Annotated in this window: 15 protein-coding genes and 2 riboswitches; all 15 genes read left to right on the forward strand. The window is 54.5% G+C overall.

Annotation, left to right across the window (positions count from 1 at the left end):
• Window positions 1–9 precede the first annotated feature (9 nt).
• The 15 genes from rpoC to ACI0CA_RS06270 all read left to right on the forward strand — a co-directional run bounded on the left by rpoC (window position 10) and on the right by ACI0CA_RS06270 (window position 17,306).
• Window positions 10–3,615 carry a DNA-directed RNA polymerase subunit beta' gene (gene rpoC, locus ACI0CA_RS06200; RefSeq protein ID WP_446806452.1) on the forward strand — a complete coding sequence of 1,202 codons (3,606 nt, stop codon included), beginning with the start codon at window positions 10–12 and terminating at the stop codon, window positions 3,613–3,615.
• A 198-nt stretch (window positions 3,616–3,813) separates the two neighbouring features.
• Window positions 3,814–4,242: a 30S ribosomal protein S12 gene (rpsL, locus tag ACI0CA_RS06205; protein WP_176821228.1), complete on the forward strand. Its 429-nt coding sequence runs from the start codon at window positions 3,814–3,816 to the stop codon at window positions 4,240–4,242.
• A 187-nt stretch (window positions 4,243–4,429) separates the two neighbouring features.
• A complete protein-coding gene (gene rpsG, locus ACI0CA_RS06210) occupies window positions 4,430–4,900 on the forward strand; it encodes a 30S ribosomal protein S7 (RefSeq protein WP_176821229.1) in 471 nt (156 codons plus the stop codon).
• 30 nt (window positions 4,901–4,930) lie between these two features.
• A complete protein-coding gene (gene fusA / locus ACI0CA_RS06215) occupies window positions 4,931–7,024 on the forward strand; it encodes an elongation factor G (protein WP_308448143.1) in 2,094 nt (697 codons plus the stop codon).
• A gap of 91 nt (window positions 7,025–7,115) precedes the next feature.
• Window positions 7,116–8,318: an elongation factor Tu gene (tuf, locus tag ACI0CA_RS06220; RefSeq protein WP_176821231.1), complete on the forward strand. Its 1,203-nt coding sequence runs from the start codon at window positions 7,116–7,118 to the stop codon at window positions 8,316–8,318.
• Between the two features lie 24 nt (window positions 8,319–8,342).
• Window positions 8,343–8,474: riboswitch (FMN riboswitch) on the forward strand.
• Window positions 8,475–8,696: 222 nt separating this feature from the next.
• Complete coding sequence (locus ACI0CA_RS06225; RefSeq protein ID WP_176821232.1) at window positions 8,697–9,305, forward strand: ECF transporter S component; 609 nt, start codon at window positions 8,697–8,699, stop codon at window positions 9,303–9,305.
• Between the two features lie 103 nt (window positions 9,306–9,408).
• Window positions 9,409–9,510: riboswitch (SAM riboswitch) on the forward strand.
• Between the two features lie 86 nt (window positions 9,511–9,596).
• The gene (metK, locus tag ACI0CA_RS06230) at window positions 9,597–10,781 is read left to right on the forward strand and encodes a methionine adenosyltransferase (RefSeq protein WP_308448144.1); all 1,185 of its coding nucleotides are present in this window, start codon (window positions 9,597–9,599) and stop codon (window positions 10,779–10,781) included.
• A 65-nt stretch (window positions 10,782–10,846) separates the two neighbouring features.
• Window positions 10,847–11,182, forward strand: coding sequence for a hypothetical protein (locus ACI0CA_RS06235; RefSeq protein ID WP_176821234.1), 336 nt, complete (start codon window positions 10,847–10,849; stop codon window positions 11,180–11,182).
• A gap of 171 nt (window positions 11,183–11,353) precedes the next feature.
• A complete protein-coding gene (locus tag ACI0CA_RS06240) occupies window positions 11,354–13,603 on the forward strand; it encodes an ATP-dependent RecD-like DNA helicase (RefSeq protein WP_446806451.1) in 2,250 nt (749 codons plus the stop codon).
• Entirely contained in the window at window positions 13,600–14,247 is a 648-nt protein-coding gene (locus ACI0CA_RS06245) for a ComF family protein (protein ID WP_446806450.1), read from the forward strand. Before ACI0CA_RS06240 ends, ACI0CA_RS06245 begins: the two co-directional genes overlap by 4 nt.
• A gap of 63 nt (window positions 14,248–14,310) precedes the next feature.
• The gene (locus ACI0CA_RS06250; RefSeq protein ID WP_446806449.1) at window positions 14,311–15,342 is read left to right on the forward strand and encodes a rod shape-determining protein; all 1,032 of its coding nucleotides are present in this window, start codon (window positions 14,311–14,313) and stop codon (window positions 15,340–15,342) included.
• A 10-nt stretch (window positions 15,343–15,352) separates the two neighbouring features.
• Complete coding sequence (locus ACI0CA_RS06255; RefSeq protein WP_395506467.1) at window positions 15,353–15,565, forward strand: hypothetical protein; 213 nt, start codon at window positions 15,353–15,355, stop codon at window positions 15,563–15,565.
• A 427-nt stretch (window positions 15,566–15,992) separates the two neighbouring features.
• Window positions 15,993–16,304: a DUF2325 domain-containing protein gene (locus tag ACI0CA_RS06260; protein ID WP_316518760.1), complete on the forward strand. Its 312-nt coding sequence runs from the start codon at window positions 15,993–15,995 to the stop codon at window positions 16,302–16,304.
• A complete protein-coding gene (locus tag ACI0CA_RS06265; RefSeq protein WP_308448150.1) occupies window positions 16,297–16,842 on the forward strand; it encodes a DUF3793 family protein in 546 nt (181 codons plus the stop codon). Before ACI0CA_RS06260 ends, ACI0CA_RS06265 begins: the two co-directional genes overlap by 8 nt.
• Before the next feature lie 35 nt (window positions 16,843–16,877).
• A complete protein-coding gene (locus tag ACI0CA_RS06270) occupies window positions 16,878–17,306 on the forward strand; it encodes a flavodoxin (RefSeq protein ID WP_176821241.1) in 429 nt (142 codons plus the stop codon).
• Window positions 17,307–17,333 lie beyond the last annotated feature (27 nt).

Raw genomic sequence — 17,333 nt, forward strand, 5'->3', positions numbered from 1 at the left:
ATCGCATATATGGAGTTTAACGTTTTTGAATCAATAAAGATCGGCCTTGCATCGCCCGAGCAGATTCGCTCCTGGTCGTACGGTGAGGTCACGAAGCCCGAGACCATCAACTACCGTACATTGAAGCCGGAGCGCGACGGCCTTTACTGCGAGCGCATTTTCGGACCGACAAAGGACTGGGAGTGCCATTGCGGCAAGTATAAGCGCATCCGCTTTAAGGGTAAGGTCTGCGAGCGCTGCGGCGTTGAAGTGACGCGCAGCAAGGTTCGCCGTGAGCGCATGGGTCACATTGAGCTTGCAGCGCCGGTTTCGCACATCTGGTACTTTAAGGGCATCCCGTCCCGCATGGGTCTGATTCTTGACCTTTCCCCGCGCGTACTGGAAAAGGTTCTGTATTTCGCACTTTACATCGTTACGGATCCGGGTTCCGTTCGTGAGCTCTCTAAGATGCAGACGCTCACCGAAAAGGAATACCGCGACATGCGTGAAAAATATGAGGACGACTTCGAGGCGTCCATGGGCGCTGAAGCTGTGAAGAAGCTGCTCGAGGATATCGACTGCGAAAAGCTCAGCGAAGAGCTCAAAAAAGACCTCGAAACCGCGCAGGGACAGAAGCGCGTGCACATTCTCAAGCGTCTTGAGGTTGTGGAATCCTTCCGTATCTCCGGCAACCGCCCGGAGTGGATGATCCTCGATGCCGTGCCGGTTATCCCGCCGGATATCCGTCCGCTCGTACAGTTGGACGGCGGCCGCTTTGCAACGAGTGACCTGAACGACCTGTACAGACGCGTTATCAACAGAAACAACCGTCTGAAGAGACTCATCGAGCTTGGCGCGCCGGACATCATCGTGCGCAACGAGAAGCGTATGCTGCAGGAAGCCGTCGATGCCCTCATCGACAACGGCCGCCGCGGCAGACCGGTCACCGGCCCGAACAACCGCCCGCTCAAGTCCCTTTCCGATATGCTGAAGGGCAAGCAGGGCCGCTTCCGTCAGAACCTGCTCGGTAAGCGTGTTGACTATTCCGGCCGTTCCGTTATCGTTGTTGGCCCGGAGCTGAAAATGTACCAGTGCGGCCTGCCGAAGGAAATGGCACTGGAGCTCTTTAAGCCGTTTGTTATGAAGCGCCTTGTCGAGACCGGTGCCGCCGGCAACATCAAGGCTGCAAGAAAGGCTGTAGAGCGCGCGAAGAGCGAGGTTTGGGACGCACTGGAAATTGTCATCAAGAACCACCCGGTCATGCTGAACCGTGCACCTACGCTGCACCGCCTGGGCATTCAGGCGTTTGAGCCGGTCCTCGTTGAGGGCCGCGCCATTAAGCTGCATCCGCTCGTCTGCACCGCATTCAACGCGGACTTCGACGGCGACCAGATGGCTGTGCATGTGCCGCTTTCCGCAGAAGCACAGGCAGAGGCACGTTTCCTCATGCTGGCTGCAAACAACCTCTTAAAGCCTTCCGACGGCAGCCCTGTTGCGGTCCCGTCGCAGGATATGGTTCTCGGTTCTTATTACCTTACGCTCGATAAGGACGGAGAGACCGGTGAAGGCAAGGTATTCCGCAACATGGACGAAGCGTTCATGGCGTATGACGCAAAATATATCACGCTGCATTCCAAGATCAAGGTCAGAAGAACCGTGGAGTACAACGGCCAGACATATACGGGCCTTGTCGATACGACGATGGGCCGCATGATCTTCAACCGCCCGATCCCGCAGGATCTCGGCTTTGTTGACCGCACCGACCCGGAGAACATCCTCAAGTTTGAGGTCGATTTCCTCGTCGGCAAGAAGCAGCTCGGCAAGATCATTGACAAGTGCATCAAAAAGCACGGCACGGCGGTCACAAGCGAAATGCTCGATGCCATTAAGGCACAGGGCTACAAGTATTCCACCATCGGCGCAATCACCGTTGCTGTCTGCGATGCGACTATTCCGCCGCAGAAGCAGGAGATTCTTGCAAAGGCCGAGGCAGAGATCAGCGAGATTACCGCAGATTTCCGCGACGGCTTCCTCTCCGACGGCGAGCGTTACAGCGCGGTTCTGAAGACCTGGGAAAAGGCGACGAACGACGTTACGAAAGCCCTGCAGGACGGCCTTGACCGTTACAACCCGATCTTCATGATGGCGGACTCCGGCGCCCGTGGTTCTATGAACCAGATCCGTCAGCTGGCCGGCATGCGCGGTCTGATCGCGAATACGTCCGGTAAGACGATCGAAATTCCGATCAAGGCGAACTACCGTGAAGGCCTGAACATTTTGGAATACTTCATTTCCTCCCGTGGTGCTCGTAAGGGTCTTGCCGATACGGCTCTGAGAACGGCTGACTCCGGTTATCTGACCAGACGTCTGGTTGACGTTTCTCAGGATGTTATCGTTCGTCAGGATGACTGCGGTACGACCGAGGGTCTGGAAGTGTTCGAAATCAAATCCGGTAACGAGTCCATTGAGCCGCTTAAGGAGCGTATTGTGGGCCGCTACCTGCTTGACGATTACTGTGACGAGAATGGCAACGTGCTCGTCTCTAAGGATAAGATGATTGGCGACGCCGAAGCTGACCTCATCATCAGCCGCGGCACGACGCACATCAAGATCCGCTCTATTTTGAACTGCCGCACCCGTCACGGCGTGTGCAAGAAGTGCTACGGTTCCTCCCTTGCAAACGGCCAGCCGATCACGGTCGGCGAGGCGGTTGGTATCATCGCCGCACAGTCCATCGGCGAGCCGGGTACCCAGCTGACGATGCGTACGTTCCATACCGGCGGTGTTGCATCCGCAGAAGATATCACGCAGGGTCTTCCGCGTGTCAGTGAGCTGTTTGAAAGCCGCAAGCCGAAGCATCTCGCAATCATCGCAGAGATCGGCGGTACGATCGGCTTTGAAGAGGTCAAGAAGAACCGCCACATTGTCGTTCGCGGCGATGGCGACCAGCGCAGCTACCTCATCCCGTTCGGCGCACGCCTCAGCGTAAAAGAGGGCGATGTGGTTGAAAAGGGCACCCGCTTGACCGAAGGCTCCGTCAACCCGCACGACGTGCTCGCCATCAGCGGCCCGGAGGCGGTGCAGGATTACCTCATTGAGGAAGTGCAGCGCACCTACCGTATGCAGGGTGTTGATATCAACGATAAGCACATCGAAGTTATCGTTCGTCAGATGATGCGCAAGGTGCGCATTGAAGACGCGGGCGACACGCCGCTGCTCGTCGGCGCGCTCGTCGATAAGAACGACACGCTTCTTGAAAACGAGAAGATCGCCGCAAGAATTGCAAACGGCGAAACCGGCCTGCGCGAGGCGACATTCACGCCGACGCTGCTCGGTATCACGAAGGCATCTCTGGCGACCGAGTCCTTCCTTTCCGCTGCTTCCTTCCAGGAGACCACACGCGTGCTGACCGACGCCGCCATCAAGGGCAAGGTAGACCCGCTGCTTGGCCTGAAGGAGAACGTCATCATCGGTAAGCTGATTCCGGCCGGCACCGGCATGGACTGCTACACCAATGTCGAAATTGCGCCGACGGCGCCGAGCAGCTCTTTAAGCCAGGAGGCCGTAGCCGCTTTGAACAGCTTTGAGGAAAAAACTTCCGCACAGAATGCAGAAGAGGGCTTGACAAACGAATAATGAGCGGTGTATAATGTCAAATGGTGTGTTGTGGGCATGGAATCTGAGAATTTCTGCCAGAACCGCCTTTGAAACCGCATAAAACAGACCTGTCCGCGCGATTTTTGTACGGACAGGATACTGTTTTGTATAGGCGCATGTTCTGCGGGCAATATAAACCCGCATGACATATATAGAAATTGTGTAAGGAGGTGCAATATGCCCACATTTAACCAGTTGATTCACACAGGTCGCGCAGTTTCCGAGAAGAAGGCAAAGGCGCCGGCACTGCTGAAGGGTTGGAACTCCAAGAAGAGAATTGCTATCGATCAGGATTCTCCCCAGAAGCGCGGTGTCTGCACTGCTGTTAAGACTGCTACCCCGAAGAAGCCGAACTCCGCACTTCGTAAGATTGCCAGAGTCCGTCTTTCCAACGGTATCGAAGTCTCCGCTTACATCCCGGGTGTTGGTCACAACCTGCAGGAGCATAGCGTTGTTATGATCCGTGGCGGTCGTGTTAAGGACCTTCCTGGTGTACGTTACCACATCATCCGCGGCACGCTTGACGCGCAGGGTGTTGCAAAGCGTATGCAGGCTCGTTCCAAGTACGGCGCTAAGAGACCGAAGGCCGGCGCTGCAAAGAAGTAATTTCTTTAAAGAGCCAAATTTAATCGTTACACAATGAACTTTTGACCGGAAAAGCGAAATTCGCTTTAAGGGTATTTATAATAGATAAGCTACTGATTATCGTGCGTAAATACCTTTTCTTAGCCGGCGGGAGCTTGTGCTTTCGAGTACCGATGAATTCATACTATTATGTGAAGGAGGGAAGACTATGCCAAGAAGAGGCAATGTAGCAAAACGCGATGTTTTGCCGGATCCTATGTATAATTCCAAACTGGTCACACGCCTGATTAACAACATCATGTATGATGGTAAGAAGGGCGTAGCTCAGAAGATCGTTTACGAAGCATTCGAGATCGTCGAAGAGAAGACGGGCAAGAACGCTCTGGAGGTTTTCGAGCAGGCTATGGAGAACGTAATGCCGAGCCTGGAGGTTAAGGCACGCCGTGTTGGCGGTGCGAACTATCAGGTTCCGATCGAGGTTCGTCCGGAGAGACGTCAGACCCTGGGTCTGCGCTGGATGGCGAGCTATTCCAGACTTCGTTCTGAAAAGACGATGAAGGAGAGACTGGCCGGAGAGATCCTTGACGCTCTGAACGGCGCCGGCGGCGCTGCTAAGAAGCGTGACGATACGCATAAGATGGCAGAAGCCAACAAGGCTTTCGCACATTACAGATGGTAATTTACCTGTAAACGTATTAAGGAGGATTATATGGCCCGTCAGGTACCACTTGAATTTACAAGAAATATCGGCATCATGGCGCACATCGATGCCGGTAAAACAACAACGACCGAGCGTATCCTTTATTACACAGGCGTCAACTACAAGATCGGCGAGACCCACGACGGTTCCGCTACGATGGACTGGATGGCACAGGAGCAGGAGAGAGGTATCACGATCACTTCCGCTGCTACGACGTGCTTCTGGCCGGACAGAAACGGTCACCAGAACCGTATCAACATCATCGACACCCCGGGCCACGTTGATTTCACCGTTGAAGTTGAGCGTTCCCTGCGTGTTCTCGATGGTTCCGTAACGGTTTTCTGCGCAAAGGGCGGCGTTGAGCCGCAGTCTGAGACCGTTTGGCGTCAGGCTGAGGAATACAAGGTTCCGCGTATGGCGTATGTCAACAAGATGGACATTATGGGCGCTGATTTCTACCGCGTTGTCAACATGATGCGCGAGAGACTGAAGTGCAACGCTGTACCGATCCAGCTGCCGATCGGCTCTGAAGATACCTTCAAGGGCCTCATCGACCTCGTGGAAATGAAGGCTTATGTCTACTATGATGATCTCGGCAAGGATATCCGTTGCGAAGAGATTCCGGAAGACATGAAAGAGCTCGCAGAGAAGTATCACACCGAGATGATCGAGCATGTCGCCGAGCAGGACGACGCACTCATGGAGAAGTATCTCATGGGTGAAGAGCTCACGATCGATGAGATCAAGACCTGCATCCGCAAGTCCACCATCAACAACACGATGGTTCCGGTTACCTGCGGTACTTCCTATAAGAACAAGGGTGTTCAGAAGCTTCTGGACGCGATTGTTGATTACATGCCGGCTCCGACGGATGTTCCGTCTATTAAAGGTGTAAACCCGGAAACCGAAGAAGAGGACGTTCGTCACTCTTCCGATACGGAGCCGTTCTCCGCTCTTGCATTTAAGATTGCTACGGACCCGTTCGTCGGTAAGCTGTGCTTCTTCCGTGTGTACTCCGGTACGCTTACGGCTGGTTCCACCGTTTACAACTCCACAAAGGATAACACCGAGCGTATCGGCCGTATTGTTCAGATGCACGCAAACCACAGACAGGATCTGGAAATGGTTTACGCAGGCGACATCGCTGCTGCAGTCGGTCTGAAGAACACCACCACCGGTGATACCCTTTGCGACGAAAAGCACCCGATCATCCTTGAGTCCATGGAATTCCCGGATCCGGTTATCCGTGTTGCGATTGAGCCGAAGACCAAGGCCGGTCAGGAAAAGATGGGCATTGCACTTGCAAAGCTCGCAGAAGAAGACCCGACCTTCAAGGCCTATACCGATGAAGAAACCGGCCAGACCATCATCGCCGGCATGGGTGAGCTCCATTTGGAGATCATCGTTGACCGTCTGATGCGTGAGTTTAAGGTTGAGGCTAACGTCGGTAAGCCGCAGGTTGCTTACAAAGAGACGATCCGCAAGAATGCGGATTCCGATATGAAGTACGCTCGTCAGTCCGGCGGTAAGGGCCAGTACGGTCACGTTAAGATCCGTATTGAGCCGAACCCGGGTAAGGGCTACGAGTTCGTCAACGCAGTTGTCGGCGGTACGGTTCCGAAGGAATATATCCCGGCTGTTGACCAGGGTATCCAGGGCGCAATGCTCTCCGGTGTACTTGCTGGTTACAACGTTGTTGACGTGAAGGTCACGCTGTATGATGGTTCCTATCATGAAGTTGACTCCTCTGAAATGGCCTTTAAGATCGCCGGTTCCATGGCATTTAAGGATGCTATGCGCAAGGCTGATCCGGTCATCATGGAGCCGATCATGAAGGTTGTTGTTACCGTTCCGGAGGAATACCTCGGCAACGTTATCGGTGACCTCAACTCCCGTCGCGGCATCATGCAGAATCAGGAGGCTACTCCGGGTGCTATGCAGATCACCAGCGAAGTTCCGCTGTCTGAGATGTTCGGCTACGCAACGGATATGCGTTCCAAGACCCAGGGCCGTGGTCAGTACACCATGGAGCCCTCTCACTACGCTGAAGTTCCGAAGTCTGTTTCTGAAACGATCATCGCTTCCAGAAAAAAGGCTGAATAAAGCGAAATACTACTTGATTTTTTTGCGGTTTGTTGCTACAATGGTAATAAACTCAAAAGGTTATTTTACTGAATAAAAGGAGGCAATTCCAATGGCAAAGGCTAAGTTCGAAAGAAATAAGCCCCATGTAAACATCGGTACAATCGGTCACGTTGACCATGGTAAGACTACTCTTACTGCTGCTATCACGAAGGTTCTCGCTCTGAAGGGCCAGGCACAGTTCGAGGATTACTCCATGATCGATAAGGCTCCGGAAGAGAGAGAGCGTGGTATCACGATCAACACCGCTCACGTTGAGTATGAGACGGACAAGCGTCACTACGCTCACGTTGACTGCCCGGGCCATGCTGACTATGTTAAGAACATGATCACCGGTGCTGCACAGATGGACGGCGCTATCCTCGTCGTTTCCGCTGCTGACGGCCCGATGCCGCAGACCCGTGAGCACATCCTCCTCTCCCGTCAGGTTGGTGTTCCGTACATTGTTGTATTCATGAACAAGTGCGACCAGGTTGACGACGAAGAGCTCCTCGAGCTTGTTGAGATGGAGATCCGTGACCTGCTGAACGAGTATGAGTTCCCGGGCGATGACACCCCGATCATCAAGGGTTCCGCTTACCTCGCACTCACCAGCGAGTCCAAGGACGTCAACGCTCCTGAGTACAAGTGCATCCTCGACCTGATGGATGCTGTTGACGACTACATCCCGACCCCGGAACGTAAGGCTGACCAGCCGTTCCTGATGCCGGTTGAGGACGTCTTCACCATCACCGGCCGTGGTACTGTTGCTACCGGTAGAGTTGAGCGTGGCATTCTGAAGATGTCTGACGAAGTCGAAATCATCGGCCTCACCGACGAGAGAAGAAAGTCCGTTGTTACGGGCATCGAAATGTTCCGCAAGCTCCTCGACTTTGCTGAGGCTGGCGACAACATCGGCGTTCTGCTCCGTGGTATCCAGAGAACCGACATCGAGCGCGGCCAGGTTCTGTCCAAGCCGGGCACGATTCACCCGCACACCAAGTTCAAGGGCCAGGTTTACGTTCTGACCAAGGACGAAGGCGGCCGTCATACCCCGTTCTTCAACAACTATCGTCCGCAGTTCTATTTCCGTACCACCGACGTTACGGGCGTTATCTCTCTGCCGGAAGGCACCGAGATGTGCATGCCTGGCGATAACGTTGTCATGGACGTTGAGCTGATCACCCCGATCGCTATCGAAGAGGGTCTTCGCTTCGCTATCCGTGAAGGCGGCAGAACTGTTGGTTCCGGCGTTGTTACGGGTATCAACGAGTAATTTTTGCTCAAACTAAAATCTCATCATTTTCTTCGGGGCGAGGTGTGATTCCTCACCGGCGGTAAATGCCTTTGGCATAAGCCCGCGACCGCAGTTTTGCGCTGATCCGGTGTGATTCCGGAGCCGACGGTATAGTCCGGATGATAGAAGAAACGTGAATCAAAAGGATTTCGGCACCCCGCGAGTTTTCGTGGGGTGCTTTTTTGATTCTTACCCCCGTTTCTGTATTGACATAGTATAAGTTGGGAATGCACATGGCTTATGCGGCATTCTAAAGGCGGCGCTGCGCGGATTTGTGTTTTCCCGTAAAGGGAAAATACAAGCGCGAGTGAATTTCCTTGCGCTGCCTGATATTCATACAGAAAGGTTCTGACATTTATGACCGTAAATACTGCAAAAACTTCCAATGTGAATATTCGTAAAATTGCAATGACCGGCGTACTGGCGGCGATTGCGACCGTTTTGATGTTTTTACACTTCCAGCTGCCGTTTATGCCGAGCTTTATTTCGCTCGACTTTTCCGAGCTGCCGGCACTGATCGCGGCGTTTACGCTTGGCCCGGTGAGCGGCGTTGCCGTTTGCTTTGTGAAAAACCTTGTACTGCTTTCGCAGACCATCACCGGCGGTGTGGGTGAGCTCTCGAACTTCATTATCGGTTCTGCGTTTGTGGTGCCGGCGGGGTTGATTTACCGCCACCACCGCAATTACGGCGGCGCGATTGTGGGCTCTGTTGTTGGCGCACTTTTGATGGCGGTGCTGGGATTCTTCTCGAATCTGTTCATCATTTACCCGATCTACACGAATGTGATGCCGATGGAGGCCATTATGGGCATGTATCAGGCAATCAATCCGTCCGTGCAGGAGTTGTGGCAGGCGCTTTTGATCTTTAACTTGCCGTTTACGTTCTGCAAGGGGCTCATCAGTGCGGTTATCACGATTCTGGTATATAAAAAGCTGGAGCCGGTCATCAACGGCAAAGTCGTATGATATGCCGGAATTTGTCGGTATAAAACCGGGATTTTCTGCGTTTTTTTCCCTTGCTATTTGCGAAAAACTGTGTTATACTTTTTTACAGTCAAAAATGAATATGCCCTTATCAAGAGTGACGGAGGGAACAGGCCCTTTGATGTCCGGCAACCTGCATTTTGCAAGGTGCTAATTCCTGCGGCATGGCAATGCCGAAAGATGAGGATTTTGAACCGCTCATCTTTTGAGCGGTTCTTTTTTTCCTAAAATTCCTTGTGGGGGCTGTGAGTGAAAAGAGTAAAGGAGCAAAACATGAATAACAAACATCTTTTTACATCTGAATCCGTGACCGAAGGCCACCCGGACAAGGTTTGCGACCAGATTTCCGATGCAATTCTCGATGACATCATGGCGAAAGACCCGACCGCGCATGTAGCTTGCGAAGTGACGGCGACGACCGGTATGGTGCACGTGATGGGCGAGATTTCCACCGAGTGCTATGTGGACATCGATGCGATTGCGCGTAAAGTCATCAAAGAGATCGGTTACGATTCTCCGGATGCGGGCTTCAATGGTGCGACCTGCGCGGTGCTGACCTCCATTGACATGCAGTCCCCGGACATTGCAATGGGCGTGAACGAATCCCTTGAGACGAAAAACGGCGCCGCTGACCAGGACGACCTCATTGGTGCGGGCGACCAGGGCATGATGTTCGGCTATGCCTGCGATGAGACCCCGGAGCTGATGCCGCTGACCATCTCTTTGGCGCATAAGCTTGCAAAGCAGCTGGCAAAAGTCCGCAAGGACGGCACGCTTGACTACCTCCGCCCGGACGGTAAGACGCAGGTGACGGCGGAATACGACGGCGACACGGTGAAGCGCATCGACACCATCGTTATTTCCACGCAGCACAGCGAGGCTGTCTCTCTGGAGCAGATTCGCAAGGATATGATCGAATATGTTGTGAAGCCGATCGTTCCGGCGGAGCTCATCGATGAGAACACAAAGTATTATGTAAACCCGACCGGCCGTTTTGTCATCGGCGGCCCGGTAGGTGACAGCGGTCTGACCGGCAGAAAGATCATCGTCGATACGTACGGCGGCGTAGGTCGTCACGGCGGCGGTGCATTCTCCGGCAAGGACCCGACGAAGGTTGACCGTTCCGCTGCATATGCGGCACGTTATGTTGCAAAGAACATTGTAGCTGCGGGCTTTGCAAAGAAGTGCGAGGTGCAGCTTGCATACGCCATCGGCGTTGCACACCCGGTTTCCGTTATGGTCGATACGTTCGGCACCGGCACGGTGGAGGATTCCAAGCTTGCCGAGGCTGTGCAGAAGGTCTTTGACCTGCGCCCGAACGCGATCATCCGCAACCTCGACCTGCGCCGCCCGATTTACCGTCAGCTCGCCGCTTACGGCCACATGGGCCGCGAGGAGCTCGGCGTGCAGTGGGAGAAGACTGACAAGGTCGAGGCTCTGAAGGCTGCCGTGCTTTAATTTGCACAAAACAGAATAAGAACCGAATGCACCTTCGCGTCATAGACTGGCGCGGAGGTGTTTTTATGGAGCCTATCGGGATTGCTTTGGTGTGCGCGTTTACGCTGTGTATCTTTTTATTTGCTGTGCGGAGCGTTTGCCTGCGCGTGACACGTTCGAAAATGCTGGAGGATGCGCTGCCGTTTACGGTGTATGCGACGATTCGCCGCGCGGACGACGCAGAGTATATTGTGCGCAGTGTTTTGGAACGCGTGAAGTGGCTGGATTTATACGGCATGTGCCGTATTGTGTGCCTAAACCCGACAAACGACCCGGAGATCGACGCGATTATCCGCAGACTTGTGCAAAAATACCCGTTTGCGGAGATTGGGGCTTTTCAAACACGAAAGAATGTTCTATAATAGAAGCGTAGAAATTTAAGTAATGAAGGCAGTAATGTTTCAGTGAAATATTCGGCTTTGCCGAATGTGAAATAATACTTACGTATTGTGAAATTTTTCGCTTGCGCGAAAAGTGAAATAAAACAAACCCAAAAGGATTTGTTTTGATGATAAATCAAGGAGGCGCAACCGATGCCGCAGGAAAACGGGCTGCTGGAAATGGAAGGCAGCGTGGAAAATATCGTCTACCACAACGACAGCAACCAGTACACGGTGTTGGAGGTCGATTGCGGCGAAGAGCTCATCACGGTGGTGGGGACGTTCCCGTATGTGAGTGTGGGGGAGCGGCTGCACCTGTATGGCACGTGGACATCGCACGCGACGTTCGGGCAGCAGTTCCGCGCACAGGCGTTTGAGCGCTCCCGTCCGGCGGACACGGCGGCGATGCTGAAATACCTTTCGAGCGGCGCGGTGAAGGGCATCGGCGGCGCGCTGGCGGGGCGAATTATAGAAGCGTTCGGCGATGAATCCATTAAGGTGATTGAGGAAGATCCGGCGCGGCTTGCAACCGTGAAGGGCATCACGCTGAAAAAGGCGAAAGAAATCTCCGAGGAGATGCAGCGCGTGAACGGCATCCGCGATTTGATGGCATTCCTCGGCAGCTTTGGCGTGCGCCCGGAGGACACCGTGAAGGTGTGGAAGGTGTACGGGCAGGACTCTGTGGCGTGCATTCAGGAAGACCCGTACCGGCTGTGCAGCGATAAGATCGGCATTTCGTTTGCGGTGGCGGATCAGCTGGCGGAGTCGTTGGAGTATGACCGCGACAACAAGGAGCGCGTGAAGGCGGGCGTGCTGTATGTGCTGCGGCACAATTTGAATAACGGGCACACGTGCCTGCCGGCGGATAAACTGTGCGCGGCGGCCGCGAAGCTTTTGGGCGTGCCGCCGGAGAGTGCGCAGGAGGCTTTACTTAAGCTGTGCCAGACGTTTGAGGCGGTGAACGAGAATTTTAACGGGCGTGACTTCGTGTTTTTGCCGAAGCAGCACCGCAGCGAGGTGTACTGCGCCGACCGCATCCATATGATGCTGCGCTACCCGCCGGAATCCATTACGGGCATCGACCGGGAGATTGCGGAAATCGAGCGCACAGAAGGCATCGAGTACGCCGAATTGCAGAAGGATGCGATCCGCGCGGCGCTGGAAAAGGGTCTTTTGATTTTGACGGGTGGCCCGGGCACAGGCAAAACGACGACGCTGAACGCGATTATCCGCATTTTGATGGAAAAAGGCGAGACGGTATTTCTGGCGGCGCCGACGGGGCGCGCGGCGAAGCGCATGTCCGAGCTGACGGGCGTGGAGGCGAAGACCATTCACCGCATGTTACAGGTGGACTGGGACGACAACGATGACCCGGTGTTCCAGAGAAACGAGCGCAATCCGCTGGAGTGTGACGCAGTGGTCATCGATGAGCTTTCCATGGTGGACGCGTATGTGTTTGAAAGCGTTCTGCGCGCGCTGCCCATCGGCTGCCGTTTGATCTTGGTCGGCGACAGCGACCAGCTGCCGAGCGTTGGGCCGGGCAATGTCATCGGAGACCTTATTGCGTCGAAGGTATTCCCAACAGTGCAACTGAAGGAGATTTTCCGTCAGTCGATGGAGAGCCTCATTGTGATAAACGCGCACAAGATTGTGGAGGGCGAGATGCCGGAGCTTTCCGTGCGCAGCAACGATTTCTTTTTTATGCCGCGCGAGGATGCGCACTCCGTTTCGGAGACGGTGCAGTCGCTTGTGGTGACGCGCTTGCCGAAAAGCTACGGGTATTCGCCGGTGACGGACATTCAGGTATTATGCCCGGGACGCAAGGGCGAGCTTGGCACGGTGGAGCTGAACCGTAAGCTGCGCGAGCAGATTAACCCGCCCGCGAAAAACAAGCCGCAGGTGACGGTGAACGGCACGGTTTTCCGCGAGGGCGACAAGGTGATGCAGATCAAGAATGACTACAACCTGCCGTGGAGCCGCGAAGACGGCACGGTGGGCGAAGGCGTATATAACGGCGACATGGGCATCATCATCGATGTGGACAAAGATGCCGGTTGTTTGCGTGTGGAAATCGACGACAAAGAGGTGTTGTATGATTTTGAGCACGCGGCAGCAGAACTGGAGCTCGCCTACGCCGTGACGGTACATAAGAGCCAGGGCAACGAGTTTACGGCGGTGGTGATGCCGATGTTCCCGGGCGCGCCGCAGCTGAGCTACCGAAATTTGCTGTATACGGGCATTACACGTGCGAAAAAGCTGCTGATTTTGGTTGGCAAGCGCAGTGTAGTCGCCGATATGGTGGCGAACGATAAAAAGACGCGGCGGTTTTCCGGCTTGCAGCACTTTTTGCTCGAAAAGCCGGAGGAAGACGGGCCGGAGCAGAATGAGGAAGCGGAAGCATGAGCGTTTTAGAGAAGATTCTCACGTTCTTTTACCCGAAGCGATGTCTTTTGTGCGGGCGTGCGGGAGCGGTGAACGGGAACGAGTTGTGCGCGGACTGCGCGAAGCTGCAGCCGGATATTCGCATGCGGTTTTTCGCGTTGCATGCAGGAAGACGGGATTACACGCTGGAATGCCGTGCGCCGCAGCGGTACAAGGAGCCGTTTCGGTCATCCTTGTGGCGGTTCAAGTTCAAAAACGGGACGAACCTTGCGAAACCGCTTGCAAAGTTAATGCTGCCGGCGATCGATAAAAACCGGGTTTGGGACTGTATTGTGCCGGTTCCCATCAGCCGGGAGAGGCTGAAACAGCGCGGGTACGATCAATCGGTGCTGCTTGCAAAAGAGGTATCGAAGCTGACGGGTATTCCGTGCCGCACGGATATTTTGGAGAAGACGAAGCACAACCGCACGCAGCACAATTTGAGCGCCAAGGAACGTGAAGCGAATGTGCGTGGGGCGTACCGCGCGGAGGGTGCGGCGCGGCTGCGCATTCTGCTTTTGGACGATATCGTGACGACCGGCGCGACGGCCGTGGAATGCGCAAAGGTGTTGTACCGAAACGGGGCGGACTATGTGGGTTGTGTTTCGTGCGCGACGGTCGATTAGACCTTGCAAAACGGGAAAAAGTCATGTAAAATAAAGGACAGTATAACGCGAGAGGATGGTACCATGGCCGGTACGGATATTGCGATCGATTTGGGTTCGGCAAATTTCAGATTATATGTAGACGGCAAGGGTGTTGTGGTGGATGAACCGAACGTCATCGCCGTAGATGAAGACTCTAACCGTGTGGTGGCCGTGGGCCGCCGCGCGTATAAAATGCTTGGCAGAACGAGCGATCGCGTGCGCGTGGTCAAGCCCGTGACGGGCGGTGTGATTTCCGATTTGACGCTGATGGACGCGACGCTGCAGCACTACCTGAAAAAGGTGACGAACAGCCGCGTTTTCATGCCGCGCGCCGTTGTGGCGGTACCGAGCGGTATTACGGAAGTGGAGCGCCGTGCGGTGGTGGACGCTGTGGCGGCGAACGGCATTCGCAAGGTGTGCTTGATCGAAGCGCCGGTGGCGGCGGCGATTGGTGCGGGGCTGGATATTTCCCGTCCGCACGGCAGCATGGTTGTCACGCTCGGCGAGGGTGTGAGCGACATCGGCGTGCTTTCGATGAATCGCCTTTCCGCAAGCGGCAGCATTGCCGTGGGCGGCGCGGTGTTCAACGAGGATATTATCAAATACGCGCGCAGAAAGTTTGACCTGATTATCGGCGAGCAGACGGCAGAGGCGGCAAAGTGCGCCGTGGGCTGCGCGTTCCCGCTGAAGGATATTGAAAAATACGAGCTGCGCGGCAGAGACGAGCGCAACGGCCTGCCTGCAAAGGTGGAAGTGACCTCCGACGAGATTGGCGAAGCCATGCTGGAATCTGTTGTGAAGGTTGTGCACAAAATTCAGAGTGTGCTGGAGGAGACGCCGCCGGAGCTGACGGCAGACATCGGCAACGCAGGCATTGTGCTGACAGGCGGCGGCGCGAAGCTGCGTGGGTTGGACACGCTTATCTCGAAGCAGACGAAAATGCGCGTGCGCATTGCGGAAGAGCCGGAGGACTGCGTGATTCTCGGCGCAGGACGCGCGGTGCAGTGGATAGACAGCGTGAAGATGGACGCGGGCAAGGAAAACGGCAATGTGCCGCTGACCACGTATTATTAAGGAGCGGCGTATGGAAAAACGGGTGCCGAAAGGCCGCAAAATGTGGACGGTGCAGATCGACGAAAACGGCGGTGTGCATATTCCGAAAGAGGCCTTGGCGCTTATCGGGCTGAAGGCCGGGGAAAGCGCCGTGCTGACGGGAGACAAACGCCGCGGGTTGGTGCTTGTGGCCGAAAGCCGTGCGGAATCGGTGCAGGAAGCCTTTTTGAAAAACGAAAAATAAGCTTGGCGCAGAGGAATTCTCTGCGCTTGTTTTTTACGGAAATTTGCGTGCCGGTCTTACGTGCGGCGGGCTGCGTCGCTGCCGTCTCGGGGAAAAGTGAAGCTGCGCAAGAAGAGCGGGCATTGGGGAGATAGGTAAAAGCAGAGTAAATGAAGATAAAGCCGGGTTATGGAACGCGGCTTTCGTTCTGCGAAAAACGGCGGGGTGAAAGCTTCCGAATAAAAAATCAAAATAGGGGTTGACAAATGTATACGAGTTTAGTATACTATAAGCAAGTTAGTTTATACTAACTTTAAAGATAACACATAGCGGTGCGAATCCGCTTTATTTAAAACAAAGGAGTTAGTGCAAACTAACTTAAATCAAATGCAAAGCCCGGTTTTGCGGGCAGCCTGTGAAACGCTTTTGCAGGCGGAAAGGATAGAATATGAGCGTAGTGATCGTTGGCGGCAATGAACGCATGGTATGTCAGTACATGGACATCTGCAAGAACCATGGCTGCAAAGCAAAGGTGTATGTGAAGGAGAACGGCTCCTTGAAAAAGAAGCTCGGCACGCCGGACTACCTTTTGCTTTTCACCAGCACGGTCTCGCACAAAATGATGCTGAGTGCTTCCAAGGAAGCGAAAAGAAATAACATTCCGATCGCGTATGTGCCGAGCAGCAGTGCCTCGGCGCTGCACAGTGTACTGGCAGATTGCTGTGCGGCTGTGCGCGGAGAGTGTGCTTTCAATGCTTGAGAAATACTTGATCGAGCATTGTGCGCCGACGCTGGCGTCGCTTAAAACGGCGAGTTTATTTTCCTACCACGCGGCGCAGGACCCGGAGGACGATGTAAAGCATTTGAATCGCATATTCCGCGATAAAGGCGTGGAGCTGCTGATCTTAAAGCGCGAAGAAAATGCGATGCTCATTTATGTGTGCCGCCGCACGCAGCTTGCAAAAGACCTGGAGCGCCCCGGCGCAAAGGAGCTTTTGGAGCGCTACGGCTACACCGACACGAGCGTGGACGGCGCGATAGAGCGGCTGCGCATGCGGCTTGCAAGCGGAGACGGGTTCCCGCATGAGATTGGGCTTTTCCTCGGCTACCCGGTGGAGGACGTGCTTGGGTTCATTGAAAACGCCGGGCAAAACTGCAAGTGCTGCGGATGTTGGAAGGTGTACTGCAACGAATGCGAGGCAGTGCGCACATTTGCGCGGTATAAGAAGTGCCGGGACATCTACAAGCGTTTGTGGCAGGAAGGCAGAAGTGTTTTGCAGCTTACCGTAGCTGCCTGACATATAAAGAAATTTTTGAAAAGAGGTTACAAAAAATGCGTAAAACAGCAGTTGTTTATTGGAGTGGTACAGGCAACACCCAGATGATGGCGGAAAAGGTTGCAGAAGGCGTTCGCGCAGCGGGCGCAGAAGCAGATGTATATAACTGTACAGAGTTCTCCGCAGACTTGATGGATAACTATGAGGCTGTGGCGTTCGGCTGCCCGTCTATGGGCTCCGAGCAGCTGGAAGACACGGAGTTTGAGCCGGTGTTTACCGAGTGCGAAGCAAAGCTTTCCGGCAAAGTGATCGGCCTGTTCGGCTCTTACGGCTGGGGCGACGGCGAATGGATGCGTAACTGGGAAGAGACCTGCCTTGGTGACGGCGCGGTCTTCGCAGGCGACAGCGTCATCTGCAACGAAGCACCGGACGACGAAGCAGACGCAGCGTGCATTGCGCTTGGCAAGAAGCTCGCAGGCGAATAATCTACCGGCAAATTTTAGAGTATAACG

Origin of the sequence: Hominenteromicrobium mulieris, from assembly GCF_046197855.1 — a bacterium.
Lineage (GTDB): Bacteria > Bacillota > Clostridia > Oscillospirales > Acutalibacteraceae > Hominenteromicrobium > Hominenteromicrobium mulieris.